The 14,721-nt window shown below is 59.4% G+C and carries 15 protein-coding genes and 1 tRNA gene; 5 read left to right on the top strand and 11 right to left on the bottom strand.

Features of this window, described 5'->3' with window-relative positions; translation table 11 throughout:
• Window positions 1-68 precede the first annotated feature (68 nt).
• Window positions 69-650: a hypothetical protein gene (locus tag GEI7407_RS15890; RefSeq protein WP_015173224.1), complete on the bottom strand. Its 582-nt coding sequence runs from the start codon at window positions 648-650 to the stop codon at window positions 69-71.
• Between the two features lie 308 nt (window positions 651-958).
• Between GEI7407_RS15890 and ilvA the strand changes: the two genes are divergently transcribed.
• Window positions 959-2,473 carry a threonine ammonia-lyase, biosynthetic gene (ilvA, locus tag GEI7407_RS15885; protein ID WP_015173223.1) on the top strand — a complete coding sequence of 505 codons (1,515 nt, stop codon included), beginning with the start codon at window positions 959-961 and terminating at the stop codon, window positions 2,471-2,473.
• A 9-nt stretch (window positions 2,474-2,482) separates the two neighbouring features.
• Here ilvA and GEI7407_RS15880 read toward each other — a convergent pair whose 3' ends face one another.
• On the bottom strand, window positions 2,483-3,463 hold the full coding sequence (locus GEI7407_RS15880; RefSeq protein WP_015173222.1) for an aldo/keto reductase: 981 nt from the start codon (window positions 3,461-3,463) through the stop codon (window positions 2,483-2,485).
• Between the two features lie 240 nt (window positions 3,464-3,703).
• On the opposite strand from GEI7407_RS15880, the gene GEI7407_RS15875 reads away from it, so the two are divergent.
• Window positions 3,704-4,264, top strand: a complete 561-nt coding sequence (locus GEI7407_RS15875) for a sugar O-acetyltransferase (protein WP_015173221.1) — start codon at window positions 3,704-3,706, stop codon at window positions 4,262-4,264.
• 10 nt (window positions 4,265-4,274) lie between these two features.
• Here GEI7407_RS15875 and GEI7407_RS15870 read toward each other — a convergent pair whose 3' ends face one another.
• The 5 genes from GEI7407_RS15870 to GEI7407_RS15850 all read right to left on the bottom strand — a co-directional run bounded on the left by GEI7407_RS15870 (window position 4,275) and on the right by GEI7407_RS15850 (window position 8,415).
• Window positions 4,275-4,952, bottom strand: coding sequence for a VOC family protein (locus tag GEI7407_RS15870; protein ID WP_015173220.1), 678 nt, complete (start codon window positions 4,950-4,952; stop codon window positions 4,275-4,277).
• Between the two features lie 73 nt (window positions 4,953-5,025).
• The gene (locus GEI7407_RS15865) at window positions 5,026-5,646 is read right to left on the bottom strand and encodes a hypothetical protein (RefSeq protein ID WP_015173219.1); all 621 of its coding nucleotides are present in this window, start codon (window positions 5,644-5,646) and stop codon (window positions 5,026-5,028) included.
• 23 nt (window positions 5,647-5,669) lie between these two features.
• Window positions 5,670-6,797 carry a hypothetical protein gene (locus GEI7407_RS15860; RefSeq protein WP_015173218.1) on the bottom strand — a complete coding sequence of 376 codons (1,128 nt, stop codon included), beginning with the start codon at window positions 6,795-6,797 and terminating at the stop codon, window positions 5,670-5,672.
• A 73-nt stretch (window positions 6,798-6,870) separates the two neighbouring features.
• Complete coding sequence (locus GEI7407_RS15855) at window positions 6,871-7,911, bottom strand: DUF4268 domain-containing protein (protein ID WP_015173217.1); 1,041 nt, start codon at window positions 7,909-7,911, stop codon at window positions 6,871-6,873.
• 432 nt (window positions 7,912-8,343) lie between these two features.
• A tRNA-Gly gene (locus GEI7407_RS15850) sits at window positions 8,344-8,415 on the bottom strand.
• A 292-nt stretch (window positions 8,416-8,707) separates the two neighbouring features.
• Here GEI7407_RS15850 and GEI7407_RS15845 point away from each other — a divergent pair.
• The 3 genes from GEI7407_RS15845 (at window position 8,708) to GEI7407_RS15835 (ending at window position 11,846) form a co-directional block, all read left to right on the top strand.
• Window positions 8,708-9,556: an Npun_R2479 family HD domain-containing metalloprotein gene (locus GEI7407_RS15845; protein ID WP_015173216.1), complete on the top strand. Its 849-nt coding sequence runs from the start codon at window positions 8,708-8,710 to the stop codon at window positions 9,554-9,556.
• 32 nt (window positions 9,557-9,588) lie between these two features.
• Window positions 9,589-10,710, top strand: coding sequence for an AI-2E family transporter (locus GEI7407_RS15840; RefSeq protein ID WP_015173215.1), 1,122 nt, complete (start codon window positions 9,589-9,591; stop codon window positions 10,708-10,710).
• Window positions 10,711-10,778: 68 nt separating this feature from the next.
• Window positions 10,779-11,846 carry an ABC transporter permease gene (locus GEI7407_RS15835; RefSeq protein ID WP_015173214.1) on the top strand — a complete coding sequence of 356 codons (1,068 nt, stop codon included), beginning with the start codon at window positions 10,779-10,781 and terminating at the stop codon, window positions 11,844-11,846.
• Here GEI7407_RS15835 and tsaB read toward each other — a convergent pair.
• The 4 genes from tsaB to GEI7407_RS15815 form a co-directional block, all read right to left on the bottom strand.
• Window positions 11,843-12,493: a tRNA (adenosine(37)-N6)-threonylcarbamoyltransferase complex dimerization subunit type 1 TsaB gene (gene tsaB / locus GEI7407_RS15830; RefSeq protein WP_015173213.1), complete on the bottom strand. Its 651-nt coding sequence runs from the start codon at window positions 12,491-12,493 to the stop codon at window positions 11,843-11,845. The two genes, GEI7407_RS15835 and tsaB, sit on opposite strands and share 4 nt — an antisense overlap.
• A gap of 78 nt (window positions 12,494-12,571) precedes the next feature.
• Window positions 12,572-13,507, bottom strand: a complete 936-nt coding sequence (locus GEI7407_RS15825) for an NAD-dependent epimerase/dehydratase family protein (protein ID WP_015173212.1) — start codon at window positions 13,505-13,507, stop codon at window positions 12,572-12,574.
• Window positions 13,508-13,605: 98 nt separating this feature from the next.
• Window positions 13,606-14,286 carry a 5'/3'-nucleotidase SurE gene (gene surE, locus GEI7407_RS15820; protein WP_015173211.1) on the bottom strand — a complete coding sequence of 227 codons (681 nt, stop codon included), beginning with the start codon at window positions 14,284-14,286 and terminating at the stop codon, window positions 13,606-13,608.
• A gap of 104 nt (window positions 14,287-14,390) precedes the next feature.
• Window positions 14,391-14,705, bottom strand: a complete 315-nt coding sequence (locus GEI7407_RS15815) for a hypothetical protein (RefSeq protein WP_015173210.1) — start codon at window positions 14,703-14,705, stop codon at window positions 14,391-14,393.
• Window positions 14,706-14,721: the final 16 nt, after the last annotated feature.

Raw genomic sequence — 14,721 nt, 5'->3', positions numbered from 1 at the left:
GAAGCTTTCTAGAAGGGCGATTAGAAGCTGAAAGGCTTGCCTAAAGGGAGACTTTGACCTAGAGTTTTCTAGCCGCGATTGCGCTCTAAAAGCAGCATCATGACCAAACTGAGAACAATTTGGGTTTCTTCGGTTTCCGTTAGCTGATCGACTTGCTTGATCGTGAAAATACGCGACAGAAAAGCAGGGATTTTTTCGAGCCGCATGACGATGTTGCCGTCGGGGTGGGTCACGAGGTACACCGGATTGAAAACGTAGCCGGTGAGGAGGCCCACAATCGGAATCTCAGCAAAGAGGCTGTCAAAGATTTTGACCCAGGGATTTTCTTCGCTGATGTTGAAGACAACGCGATCGCCGTCATAGATGTCATAGCGAGCTTTCCACAGGGACTTCATGCCGTGGCGCTTGACTGCGCCAAAGGCGCGCCCATTGTCTAGGAAGTTGTATCGAGCCGAAAAGTCAATAATGCGATCGGCCTTGATTTCGTAGCGCAGCTGGGCGCGTTGCAGATCGCCAAAAACGCCGATGGCCTCTCGCAGCTTAAATAACTTCTGGCGAATGCAGAAAACAAGTTGACCGCTAGAGTCTTTGACGGTCATTTGGGGGGCCAGCGTCCACAGCTTAAAAGTCAATTCGAGAGGGTATTTCATCTCGGGCTCCGAAACTCTAAAAGCCCGAGTCTACTCGCTCATCTGAGAGATATCGTGAACCTCAACGAAGCCGCAATGAAATTTGATACAGCGTAATTTTCTAGGAAAAAATATTTTAAGAAAGGGCTAAATAGAGATCGAAACTGCCCTTTAAAAACCCAAGCAAGAATGCCTTTTGAAAGGGCGATCGCCTCGCAATGAGCTGTTAGCTAAGATCGCAAACTCTCTGAGGTTTTCCTCCTAAGGAGCGATCGCCCTTGGCGTAGAATTGAAGTCTATCCGCCCTTCCCTCTCAGTGCCCGACGCCCATGCTGTGTGACTACCTTGTTCAGATCCTGACGGCCCGCGTGTACGACGTCGCTCAGGAGTCTCCCCTCGAGCCCGCGCCCAATCTCTCGGCCCGCCTCAACAACAAGCTGCTGCTCAAGCGCGAGGACATGCAGTCGGTCTTTTCCTTCAAGCTGCGCGGGGCCTATAACAAAATCGCCAATCTATCGCCGGACCAGCTGGCCCAGGGCGTCATCGCGGCCTCTGCGGGCAACCATGCCCAGGGCGTGGCCCTCGGGGCGCAGCGGCTGGGGACTCGGGCCATCATCGTCATGCCCGTGACTACGCCCCAGGTCAAAGTCGACGCTGTCCGGGCGCGGGGCGGCGAGGTGATTCTCCACGGCGACACCTACGACGATGCCTACGCCTACGCGCGCCAGCTAGAGGCCGAAAAGAGCCTAACCTTTATTCATCCCTTCGATGATCCGCTGGTGATCGCCGGTCAGGGTACCATTGGCATGGAGATTTTGCGCCAGTGCCAGCAGCCGATTCACGCGATTTTTGTGGCGATCGGCGGGGGCGGCCTGATCGCGGGCATCGCAGCCTATGTGAAGCGCCTGCACCCAGAAATCAAAATCATCGGCGTGGAGCCGGTGGACGCCGACGCCATGAATCAGTCCCTGAAGGCGGGCCAGCGCGTAAAACTGTCCCAGGTGGGCCTGTTTGCCGATGGGGTCGCGGTGCGCGAGGTGGGCGAGGAGACGTTCCGCCTGTGCCAGCAGTACGTGGACGACATTATTTTGGTGGGGACGGACGACACCTGCGCCGCGATCAAGGACGTCTTTGAGGACACCCGGTCGATCCTGGAGCCAGCGGGCGCTCTGGCGGTGGCGGGGGCCAAGGCCTATGTCGAGCGCGAGCAGATCGAGGGCCAGACGCTGGTGGCGGTGGCCTGCGGCGCCAACATGAACTTCGATCGCCTACGCTTTGTGGCGGAGCGGGCCGAGTTTGGCGAGCGCCGTGAGGCGATCTTTGCGGTGACGATTCCTGAGACGCCGGGCAGCCTGCGCCGCTTCTGCGACTGCATGGGTCGCCGCAACCTGACGGAGTTCAACTACCGCATCGCCGATCAGCAGGAGGCCCACATTTTTGTGGGGGTTCAGATCGAAGATCGGGCAGACGCTGTGAGAATGGCTCAGACCTTCGAAAACTGCGGCTTCAAGACCCTCGATCTCACCGACGATGAGCTGACCAAGCTCCACTTGCGCCACATGGTCGGTGGGCGATCGCCCTTGGCCCACGACGAGCTGCTCTATCGCTTTGAGTTTCCTGAGCGTCCTGGTGCCCTGATGAAATTCGTCGGCTCCATGAGCCCCGACTGGAATATCAGCCTGTTCCACTACCGCAACAATGGCTCGGACTACGGCCGCATTGTGGTGGGTATCCAGGTGCCGCCCGATGAAATGCCGGACTGGCAAGCCTTCCTCGATACCCTGGGCTACCGGTACTGGGACGAAAACAAAAACCCGGCCTACAAGCTGTTTCTAGGCCAGTAGTCGATCGCCCTATCGGCTCTGGAAGATGTTTTGCACCATGGCCTTGTCCACCTGGGCGGCTGCCTCATCGAGGGCCGAAACTTCGCCGTCACCCAGGCTCCAGCCGAGGGCACCGATGTTTTGCTCCGCCTGGGCCAGGGACTTGGCTCCCGGAATGGGAATCGTCCCTTTGGCGATGCACCAGTTGAGGGCGACCTGGGCTATGGTTTTGTCGCGCTCAGCGGCGATCGCCCCCAGACAGTCCAGCAGCCCCTTGGCCCCCGGCAAAATCTGGCGGCACACCGCCCCCCGTAATCCCGACGGATACGGCCCCTCAGCCCCATACTTCCCGGTCAGCAGGCCCAGGGCGAGCGGGCTATAGGCAATCAGCCGAATCCCTAGCTCATCACACACCGCCTTGAGATCCAGCTCTGTCACCGGGTAGGTCGACAGCAGCGAATACTGCACTTGCAGCGTCACGATCGGCACCCCCCGCTCGGCAAAGCGCTGATGCACCTGGCGCAGACGCTTGGGGCCATAGTTGGACAGGCCCACACCCTGGACTAGGCCCTGCTCGTAGAGGTCCGCCAGCCCATCGAGGAGCGGCCACTCCTGCCAAGGGGCGTAGTTCGCCGTAGACCAGTGCATCTGCACTAGGTCCACCGGTCGCCCGAGCCGCCGAGACGACGCCTCGTAGGCGCGGATCATCGCCTTGCGGGTTAGCCGCCACGGGTAGGGGGCCAGCTTGGTGGCGAGGCATATCTCGGCGGCGTGGGGGCCTTGGTAACTTTGGGAAAACTGGCCCAGCAGCGACTCGCTGCGCCCGTTGAGCTTGCCGGTGCCGTAGGAGTCGCCGGTGTCAAACAGAGTGACGCCGCTGGCCACGCAGCGATCGAACACAGCCCGAAGCTGCTCGTCCATGGCCTCGGTGTAGCCCCACAGGAGGCGATTGCCCCAGGCCCAGGTGCCGCAGCCCATGGCTGGCAAAGAAATCGTGCGGGTCGTTTCCATGGCGGTGGTGAGTGGCCCTCCCGTGGCTCAAAAGGCTCTACAGCTTTTTACTGTATCGGGGCTTGGAGCTTCCGAAAAGCCAGGGACGCTTCGAAGGGCGATCGCCCGCCAGTTCGCTTTTCTTAGAATCGTTGTTTTGCTCAGCAAACCCTAAAAATTGCGGTGGATTTTTCGGGGACTTTGCCAATAGCGTTTAGCGTTGCCGGGAAACCCCCTGCGAAGCGCCACGAGGACGCCCCCATGACCACCGAACGGGAAAAAATGCTGGCCGGAGAGCTATACCTCGCCTCCGATCCGGAGCTCGTGCAGGCGCGGGCCTCGGCCCGGGATCTGCTGCGCCAGTACAACCAGACCTCCCAGGCGGAGCTGTCCCAGCGAGCCGAGATCCTAAAACAGCTGCTGGGAGCGGTGGGAGAGCAGGCCTGGATCGAGCCGCCCTTTTACTGCGACTACGGGAGCAACCTCTTTTTGGGGCGCGGCGTGTATCTAAATTTCAACTGCACCGTCCTGGACTGCAACACGGTGCACATCGGCGACAATGCCAAATTTGGCCCCTCGGTGCAGATTTACACGGCCTATCACCCTGTGGACGTCGCGGCGCGGCTGGCCGGGCCGGAGCTGGCCGCCCCCATTCGCATCGGCCAAAATAGCTGGATTGGCGGCGGCGTGATTGTGTGTCCCGGCGTGACCATCGGGGACAACACGACGATCGGCGCGGGCAGCGTGGTCACCAAAGATATTCCCGCCAATGTGGTGGCGGTGGGTAACCCCTGTCGGGTGCTCCGCTCCCTCGATTCGTGACCCCAACGCTTTACCAGGACAGGCACAGCGGCAAACTGGGCCGCAGATCGAGGCGCTGGCCCTGGCGTCCGCCGTCGATCTCGATTTCGGCCAGGGGAGCGGGGCCTCGCTGAAAGGTCGCGATGCCAGCGGCTTGCAGGGCGGCCAGGGTGGGAGAGAGGGGGCGATCGCCCGTCAGAGTGAGCCGCAGAGCAGTAATATTTTGCCAGCCGCTGGGGTGATCGAGGGGCTGGCGGCGATCGCCGATCGCAGTGTCGGGGCGCTGACCGAAGGGAATCAGAAACACCAGCGGCTCGTCGTCGAAGGTCTCAGCCGCCATCTCGATCGCGGCCATGGTCGGCGGCAGGTAGGGCGGGCGATAGGGCCAGGTAGCAAAGGGCAGACGAGCATCGCCCGCGAGGCCCTCGCGCCAGCGCAGACTGAGGCCAAAGGGCGAAAAGCCGGTCACTCCAGGGCGCGATCGCTCCCAGAGCTTTGTCGGGGCAATCACGTCGCTCTGGACCTCGGCGGCATCGTGGACCCACAAGAATTCCAGCATGCCGTTGTGAAAGAAAATGCGCCGGTTGGCGGTGCCTTGGCCGGGATGCACGTTGGGGCTGCCTTCGCGCAAGCCCAGCTCTAGCAACGCTTCGAGAGCTGGGGCTCCCGGTTCGGTAAACACAAATAAGTGATCAAACTCGAAATTCATGGCGGCTTTCCAGTGGCTCAAAAAGGCGATCGCGCTTTTGTGGAAAACAGCGTGGCCCTGAGCCTTTCCGCGATCAAGAGAGCCAGCGCTCCACCAGCAGGCTCGAAAGCTCCTCGCTGAGGATGCCGCCCGCGATCGCCCCCAGCACTGCCAGCCCCAAGAAACCCCCAATCCACCAGATCTCGGCTGAGCTGGGCATCTCTGCCAGTCCGGGCAGCGTCACCGCCTGGAAGCCCTGGAACAGCCACAGAAACCAAAGCGTTCCCCAGAGGCTGCCGCTGGCGATCGCCCCGAGGCCAGTCAGTCCGATCTGGAGCGCGATCGCCCCTGCCGAGAGCCCATCCGAAAGGGCGATCGCCCCCTGAAACGCGTCGCCATAGTGCACGGCCAGCGCCGCCCCCGCCACCAGCCCCAGCGCCTGGGGCACCAGCAAAAATCCTGCTACCCACGCCCCGAGGGTGCAGCCCCGCCGCGAAAACCACTGGGGCCGAAACTGCCGCAGCCACAGCAAACTGGGCGCAATCATCCCCACTGCCAGCAGCAGACCGCTGAGGATGCTCAGGCCCAGGGTCCACCCCCGCGCCCCCGGGCACAGGGCGATCGCCCCCAAGCTCGGCAACAGCGCGATCGCCCCGCCCCCCAACCACACCCAGCCCGCCTGCTTCCCAACCACGTCCCGCAACTCCTTGCGCATGACCCTGCCATCAGGCATTGCTGTTACACAGCGCTCTCTAGCATGACCGGATTGGGCGGCACGATGTAGATGAAATTTGCCTGTTCAACAGGAAGCTGCTTAGGTTTGAGGTTTTCCCATTGCTTCATCGAGACTTTGGCCTTGATCAGCAAATTCAGTTCATAAGCATAGGCCCCAAACCGATGGCTAGTTTCGATCGCGCTTTCCATCTCATCCACAACTTGAGGCAAACGTTCAAAGATGGCTTGCTTACCCTCATCGGGAATACCCCAGAATCCTTTCTTCACCTTCCACGGAGCAATAACAGCTGGGGGTAGCTCTCCCATCCATTTTTCGTAGTTGTTCCCGGCCTGAAATAAATCGTCCCGAAGTACCTCAAAAACACCACCTTCATTCAAGCCACTGTCAAAGCATTGGAAAACCCCGGTCAATCTTGACAGGTTGATCGAATCTTTTAGCTTAGGGTGAAGATAGATGGCAGGATTTTTGGTGAGAAGTACCTCAATGTATTGCTCTATATATTTTTGTATTTCGCTATTTGCTTCTTGGAATCGTCTTAATGCCGTGTCGCTTTCTCCAAGCTCTAGATAGCATCGAATCTCAGCGAGATAGGCAAAACATAGAGTCAATAGATACTTGTTACACAACAAACCCTTAGTTTCTAGCTCTTTCTTCAAGAGATCGGTGTAGATGTGTTCGGCTTCAAGAAAGCGATTGATTGCTTGTAGCGCGCTATTGTGACGATTGTTTTGATCGCTCATGGTGAAAGCGTTGCGTGCTAGATCCAGCGCTGCGCGGAAATTCGCATAGAAGCTCATATCAATCTTCTGGTCAATCGTTTCTAGGAGCTCTTTCACCCCTTGAATCTGGCTTTCTAGCTCTTTGACTTTGCTGTACAGTACCCCAAACCCAAGGACTGAAACGCCGAGGGTCAACATGCTGCCGACCCCAACCAGTGACATTGCGCTAGAGGTTCCACCGGCAGGTACGATCCCTTCTACGGCTTGGCCATTTGAAGAAAGTTCTCTCAACCACATCACTACTCGTCCAGAGCTATCCTGAATGACCCCTCCATTGCGAAAGAGCGTTTGATCGGCTAGTCCTTCGGCGATCTTGGCGGGGATGTCAAACGTTACATCAATTGCTGCCATGTAGGTTGCCTCGCAATAAATATGGAAAAGGTGGAAATCGTTGAGCTTAGATAGTGAGATTTACGCGCTGAGCTCACAACTCAGAGTCAATTGGCTTAGAAAGCATGGCTTCTAGGCTGAGTTGTTTGACTCGTTGAGAAAAAACTTTGTGCATTCTGTCGAGCTTCTCAATCAGCCACTGATGCTGTTGCTCCCAATCACTGCGATCGCTGATATCAACCGATTGGCGTACGAAAATCCGGCAAGCTTTTCGATCCAGTTGACTATCCCAAATTAGAGTTTCTCCAAAAGCGAGTTCGATCGCCTCTTTCTGTTGCTTTAATAAGTCAAAATAGCGCCTGGAATCTTCTGCGCTACCTTGGGAGATGCCCAGCTCTGCTCGGATTTCACCCTGATCAAAGCTTTGCTGCTCCGAGTTCCAGGTAGAAGCGATCGCCAACAAGAGAAATCCACTCCGCCCAATCGCGATATTCATCCAATGTTGAGGCAGTGGCTTTGTTGGCTTGATTCGGGTTTCCTGGGTGCGCGCATAGGTCTGAAAAGCAGTCCAATATTCGAGCTGGAGCTGTTTTGCTTTGGTCAAGTTGGACGCTTCAATGCTTTTTGCTGCTCCCGTGATAGTTTTACTCCAGTTGTTGGGACTAGAGACAATATTGAACTTGGGCGCGATCGCTGATTTTCCAATTTGCCAAAGCTCAATTTCTAGCCCAAAGAAGTTGAAATCTTCGTTGGTGATTTCGTTGAGCCAGTCGAGGGTGGCGCGGTGCTCTTCTGTGAAACGGGCTGCAACCCAAACAATCGTGACAGCGTGCAGACCAGCCGCATAGGTGAGAAGCTGGCCCAAGTGGCAGTGGTCAGTCCGCTCAAGCTGGTTTTCGATCAGGACCCAGGCCCCTGTGGCCGTGTCTTTGCAAAGGATATCGGCCCGAAACGGCCCCACTTCCTTCTCTCGGGCCTCGACTTCCAGCTCAAATCCGATGGTCTCGCCCAGGAGCGCAATGTTCTCAGGCTCCGCAAGCCACGGCGTAAAGTCCAGGTCTTCCCGTACCCAATACCGGCGAACATCAACCTTCTCCAGTCTGCCGAGAATGGGTTTATCGGGAGTGCTGACCATCACGCTACCTCTACAACAGTGGGCGATCGCCTCATGCAGGGCAATCAGCAATCTTGCGCTGCACAGCCGAAGCCATAACTTAATAGTTCCCTGAAAACAAAAAATATATAGAACCTGTACCAAGACACGATGCAGCCGGTTCTAGACTTCATTAGTGATAAATGCTCAAACGCTCTTCTGTAGCGAAAGCGAAGCTGCAAACGCCCATTGGAGCTGATGACTTGAACAGGGCCTTTGGAAGCTTTTTGGGGGATGAGTTGGAGTACATAACAATGTCTGCTAGTACATTTGTTTACACCCGAATTACACCCAAAAGCGGCTAAATATATCTGAGTAATCGTTAAAAAAAGAACAAAGACACCGGTTTAATGTGACAGCTCACAAGGTGAAAGCCCTTGAAATTCAATAATTTCAAGGGCTTTTTGCTCGAAAAGCGGGTAATCGGACTCGAACCGACGACATTCAGCTTGGGAAGCTGACGTTCTACCACTGAACTATACCCGCGCGGCCTAGAAGGCTCTGTTTATTATACGCAGAGTGCGGGCACTTTTGGAGAGGGGCGATCGCGCCTAGGTCTCCGAGCGGGCAGAGGGCGATCGCCCAGCGCCGATCCAGATCACTGGCCTCCTCTCTGAGCATCACCCCCGCAATCCTTCTTTGGCTTCATAGTGGCAAGTAAAGAACCCTACGAACAGAATTGCTCCAGGAATGCGTAAAAATGAGGGGGGTAAAACCCTGACGTCCCCTGTCCTCCACTTGTTTTTGACCTTTTTCGTCGCACAGGCGGGTAGCAAGCATGTATTTCAACGCGACTGAACTGCTCATCGATGACTTTGTCAACAAACTCAAAACCGGCTACCGACGCACCTACGGGGGCTGGAAGCCCGAATATGAAGACATCATCGGTTGGGTCGGCTCCATGGCCCTCGAAAACATTGCCAACAGCGATGCCCTCTATCACAACGTCGAGCACACCATCCTCGTGACGCTAGTGGGTCAAGAAATCTTGCGGGGCAAGCACATTCGCGAAGGGGGCGTCTCGCCCGAAGACTGGCTGCACTTCATTATTTCTCTGGTCTGCCACGACATCGGCTATGTCAAAGGCGTCTGCCGCCAAGACCACGACGGCAAATACGCCACCGGCAAAGGCGATGAAATGGTTGCCCTGCCTCCCGGCTCCTCAGACGCGGGCCTGACGCCCTACCACGTCGATCGGGCCAAACTGTTTGTCGATGAGCGCTTTGGCGGCCACAAGCTGATCGACGCCGAGCTGATCAAGCGCAACATCGAGCTGACTCGCTTCCCGGTGCCCGCCGCCGAAGATCACCAGGACACCGTCAACTATCCCGGCTTGATCCGCGCCTCGGACTTGATCGGCCAGCTCAGCGACCCGCGCTACCTCAAGAAAATCTGCGCCCTCTTCTACGAGTTTGAGGAGACCGGGGTGAACAAGGCCTTGGGCTATCGGCACCCAGAGGATCTGCGCAGGAACTATCCCAAGTTCTACTGGCACGGCGTGTTTCCCTACGTGAAGACGGCGGTGCAGTACCTGCTGTTGACCCAGCAGGGCAAGCAGATCGTGGCGAATCTCCACTCCAACGTGTTTGAGGTGGAGCACTCCGAGATCGCTTTCGGGTTGTCCTAGGAAAGGCTCTCGGGAGATCTCGACTGGATGCTATGAGCCAACTTTTTTCGCCTTTGCAGCGATCGCTGCTGACCTGGCTGCTGATTCTCTTGACGGGCTGGGCGACCCTCAATGCCCTCAGCTACGTGGGAGAGCTGATCAGCATTTTGGTGACAGCGGGGCTGATTGCTTTCTTGCTCAACTTCGCGGTGACGCGGCTGGAGCGGCTAATGTCTCGAGGGCTGGCGGCGACGCTGGTCTACCTGGGGGCGGGGCTGCTGGTGGTGATCTTGGGCCTGACCCTGGTGCCGCCGGTCTTTAGTCAGGGCCGCCAGCTGGTGGCCAACCTGCCGGTGCTGCTGGAGTCTGCTCAGGAGCAGCTGAGCGGGTTTCAGGTCTGGAGCGCAGATCACAACCTGCCCTTTGATGTGCGCCTGGTCGGGTCGCAGCTGCTGGGCCAGATCCAAACCCAGGCCCAGGCGATCGCCTCCAAGAGCCTCGGGCTGGTGGTCGGCACCTTTAACTGGGTGCTCGATCTGATTCTGATTTTGGTGATCTCGTTTTATATGCTGCTGGATGGCGATCGCCTCTGGCAGGGGCTGATTTCCCTCTTTTCGCCGCCGATCCGGAAGCACCTGACGGAGTCGCTCCAGCGCAACCTCCAGCGGTTTGTGTCGGGGCAGCTGCTGCTGGGGCTGTTTATGGCGGTGGTGCTGGCGGTGGCCTTTTGGCTGCTGCGGGTGCCGTTTTTCTTGTTCTTTGCGGTGTTTATCGGGGTGCTGGAGGTGATTCCCTTTATTGGGGCGACCCTAGGGATCGCTTCGGTGAGCATCATTGTGGCCTTCATTGACTGGTGGCTGGCCCTCCAGGTGCTGGGGGTGGCGATCGCCGTCCAGCAGGTCAAGGACAACCTGGTCGCGCCCCGGATCCTGGGCAACCTCACCGGCCTCAGCCCTGTAGTGATTTTCACGGCGCTGCTCATCGGAGCCCGGATCGGCGGCCTGCTGGGAGTAATCCTGGCGATTCCCCTGACCGGCGTCGTCAAGAGCTTTACAGAGATCGTCGCCGATCCCTCCCTGCCGCCCCAGACCGGCTCATTTTTTAATAACCCGCTGCTGGCAGCGACCGAAACAGTGGAAACGGCGGCGACGTCTGAGCCAGAGAGCGAGGCCTAGGGCGGGCGATCGCGATCTTCTGGGTCTCTGGTATGGTGGAATCCTAAAAACGAGAGCGCAGCGGCCCTATGAATGCGTGGCAAAAACTCAAGAAAAACCCCTTGGCCCAGATCGGGGCGGCAGTTCTGCTGCTGCTGTACCTGATGGTGCTGCTGGCAGAGTTTGTGATGCCCTACGACCCCTATGAGTCCCAGCTCGACGGGGCGCTGCTGCCGCCGACCGAAGTGTACTGGGTCAACACATCCGGACAGTTCATCGGTCCCCACGTTTACCCCACGACCCTGGGGCCGATGGACCTGGAAACGGGCGATCGCGAGCTCCTGGTCGATCGCAGCCAGCCTTCTCCCATTCGGCTCCTGGTCAAGGGCTCTTCTTACAAGCTTTTGGGCCTGATCCCGGGGGATCTTCATCTATTTGGCACCGTCGGCCCCGGCAAGTGGAACGTCTTGGGCACCGACGAGCAGGCCCGCGACCAGCTCAGCCGCCTGATCTACGGTGGCCGGATCAGCCTGACCATCGGCTTGGTGGGGATCTTGATTTCCTTCCCCCTGGGCCTGCTGATCGGCGGCATCTCGGGCTACTTTGGCGGCGTGACGGACTCGCTGCTGATGCGGGTGGTCGAAGTGCTGATGACCATCCCGTCGATTTATCTGTTGGTGGCGCTGGCGGCGGTGCTGCCCCCCGGCCTGACCAGCGCCCAGCGATTTTTGATGATCGTGGTGATCACTTCCTTTGTGAGCTGGACCGGCCTAGCGCGGGTGGTGCGGGGCCAGGTCCTCTCCCTCAAGGAGCGGGAATACGTCCAGGCGGCGCGGGCCTTGGGCGGCACCCCGATCTACATCATCGTGCGCCACATCCTGCCCCAGACGGCCACCTATGTGATCATCGCCGCTACCTTGTCGGTGCCGGGATTCATTGCCGCAGAGGCGGTGCTCAGCTTGATCGGCTTGGGTATCCAGCAGCCGGACCCCTCTTGGGGCAACATGCTCTCCCTGGCGACCAACGCGTCGATCTTGGTGCTCCAGCCGTGGCTGATCTGGCCGCCCCTGGTGCTGATCGTGGTGACGGTGCTTTCCTTTAACCTGCTGGGAGACGGCCTGCGGGACGCCCTCGATCCCCGCAGCCTCCAGCGCTAAACGACGTCTTTGACGGGGTGCTGGCCGTAGAAAGGCAGCGCCTCCGACCAATCGGGCCGCAGTCCCCGACGCCACTGCTGATGGGCGATCGCCAAAATGCCCGTCGCCGTTGCGCCCAGCTCGCCCTCGGCGCGCACCAGTCGGTGCGGCGTTGGCCAGTCGGCCAGTACGCGCTGCCACGTCTCGGGCTGGTAAATCTGGTCGGCCAGCTGACAAACGAGCTCATCGCCCACCCGCTGATAAATCGCGCCAAAGACTTCGCCCCGCTGGGCCGCCATTTCCACGGCGATCGCCGTCTGGGCGTCTGCGGGATTCGCGCAAGCGTGGCACCAGGCGATCGCCTCCAGGGACGACACCGCAAATAGCGGCACCTGGAGCTGCTGAGCCAGGGTGCGGGCGGTCACCACGCCGATCCGCGTGCCCGTGAAGCCCCCCGGCCCCTGCGCCACCGCCAAAAATGCCAAATCCGACCAGCCCTGGGGCGCCAAGAAGTCCACCAGGCAGGCGTGGAGCTCGTTAGCGAGCTGGCGGCCCAGACTCCAGGTTTGCAGGCGATCGCCCCCCCGAAAATCGCTCAGGGCCAGCCCCAGATCCGGGCTGCTGGTGTGGATGGCGAGGGCGTAGGATGACTCAGGCAAGGACGACACAGCGGTTCTCTCGTTGCGACAGGGGGAAACCGGGAGCCGCTCTAGCCCCCGGTCATCGGTTGGGAATTGGGGCTGCCCTTAGCGGGCGGCCACGATCTCCTCATCGGTGGAGAAGTCCACCTCGCGCTGATCTTGATGGGTGGCGAGGTAGTCTTGCTGGAAGGAATCACGCAGACCCCCCACCAGGTCAAACTCCGGCTGCCAGCCCAGCTCGTGCTTGGCCTTGTCGATGCTGGTGAAGAAGTGCTGCACCCGCATGGGGAAAGCCTTGCGCTTGCCGAAGTCGAAGGCCTTGGGGTCGTAGTGGACCAGGTCCAGCGTTCCGGGGTCTTTGCCCGCCGCCGCCGCGCAGGCCCGCGCCAGTCCATCAAAGGTGACCGCGCGATCGCCCGAAATATTGTAAATCTGGCCGATCGCCTGGGAATTGCCCAGAACGGCGGCCATGGCCTTGGCCAGGTCCTGGACGTGGCCGAGCTGGGTCAGGTGGGCTCCATTCCCCGGAATCGGCACCGGGCGATCGCGCACGATCCGATCAAAGAACCACGACTCCAGCGGGTTGTAGTTTTGGGGGCCGTAGATGTAGACCGGGCGAATCGAGGTGAAGGGAACGCCCTGGGTGGCCAAATAGTCTTCCGTCTCAAATTTGCCCCGGTGCCGGCTCTTGGGATCGACGGCGTCCCCTTCTACGTGGGGCATCTGGTCGGATTTTTGGTACACGCCCGCCGAGCTGACGTAGACAAAGTGCTGTAGACGGTCCTGGAAAATCTCCACCAGGGGCTGGGTGTCGCTCAGCTCGCGCCCGTTGTTGTCAAAGACGGCGTCGAAGCTTTCCCCGGCCAGCTTCTCTTTGAGCTGGCCGGCGTCGGTGCGATCGCCCTGGATTTGCTGCACGCCCGCCACGGGCGCAGGCTTGTTGCCCCGGTTAAACAGCACCACTTCGTGGCCTTGCTCTACCAAGATGCGGGTGAGGTAAACCCCGATAAACCGGGTACCCCCCATGATCAAAATGCGCATACAGTCGCTTTTCCTTCGCGTGACCCTCTACCTATTAGTACCAGTTATTAGGACCGCTATTGGGCGTTTCTCGGCGCTGGCGCGATCGCCCGGGCGCCTCACAGGCCGAGCTGGGTAACCGCGACGCGGCCCGAGAAGCACACATCGACGTCGGTGCCAGCGGTGCGGGGGCGATCGCCGTATTTCGCGCTGTAGAAAAATTGGTCTCCCTCGATCCGGTAGGCCACGGGCAGCGCATCCACCGACGCTTCACAAAAGACCACCTCCGGCAGGGGATCGTCGGCCTCCAAATAGGGCAAATTCACGTTCCAGAAGCGGCCGGGATCGGGCAGCTGCTCTAGGAGATCGGCCAGGACTGCGGCGGCAACCTGGCTGGTGCGCTGCCAGTCCACCGGGCGCTTGCCCTTGCGGTATTGGGAAATCGCGATGCCGGGGATGCCGTGAAACGCCGCCTCGCGCACAGCCGCCACGGTGCCCGACAGGTAGACGTCCACGCCCATATTGCCGCCCGCGTTGATGCCCGCCACCACGCAGGTGGCCTGGGGGCACAGGTGGCTCAGGGCGACCCGCGTGCAGTCGGCGGGGGTGCCCGCGATCGCGTATTCCTGGGGCGATCGCTGCTCGACGTGGATCGGCTGGTGGGTGGTGACCCGGTGGCCGCAGCCCGACCACTCGATCTTGGGCGCGGCAACCACCGCCGAGCGATCGCCCAGGGCCTGAATCAGAGCCTGGAGTCCCGGCGCATCAATCCCGTCATCATTGGTCAAAATCAAGCTCATAGCGCATCAGGAAATTTTGCAAGAAGCCGCTGCCCCTAGAGTGAATTGGAAGGAGCGAGAGGCAAGCAGTGTAAGGATTTTGCCACAGTCAGGGGCGATCGCCCCTAGGATTCGGCGTCGATTTCGTCGCCCCAGGTGGCCACGGGCCGCAGCACCTCCGGGATCGCCTGGCTGGGCGGAAACTCCAGCACCGTCTCCCGGTAGCCCAGGTAGCCCGACTCGGTGAAGCTCATCAGCAGCCGCTGCAGGGCCAGCCAGACCTCCGCCTCATATTCCCAGGCGTGGGGCGATCGCGCCCGTCCCGCGATGGACTTCAGTGCCCAAAAGAACGTGTTGCGGACCACCGAACCGCTTTTTTTGTACTGGGGCACATCCTCCGGATGAAGGTAGACGACCCCGTCTTCGACCCACGCCCGCATGGCTTTGTCCTGCTAG

The sequence above is a fragment of the Geitlerinema sp. PCC 7407 genome, assembly GCF_000317045.1.
GTDB lineage: Bacteria > Cyanobacteriota > Cyanobacteriia > PCC-7407 > PCC-7407 > PCC-7407.
The sequence above is the reverse complement of the archived record's forward strand: the minus strand, read 5'-3'. Positions and strand labels throughout refer to the sequence as shown.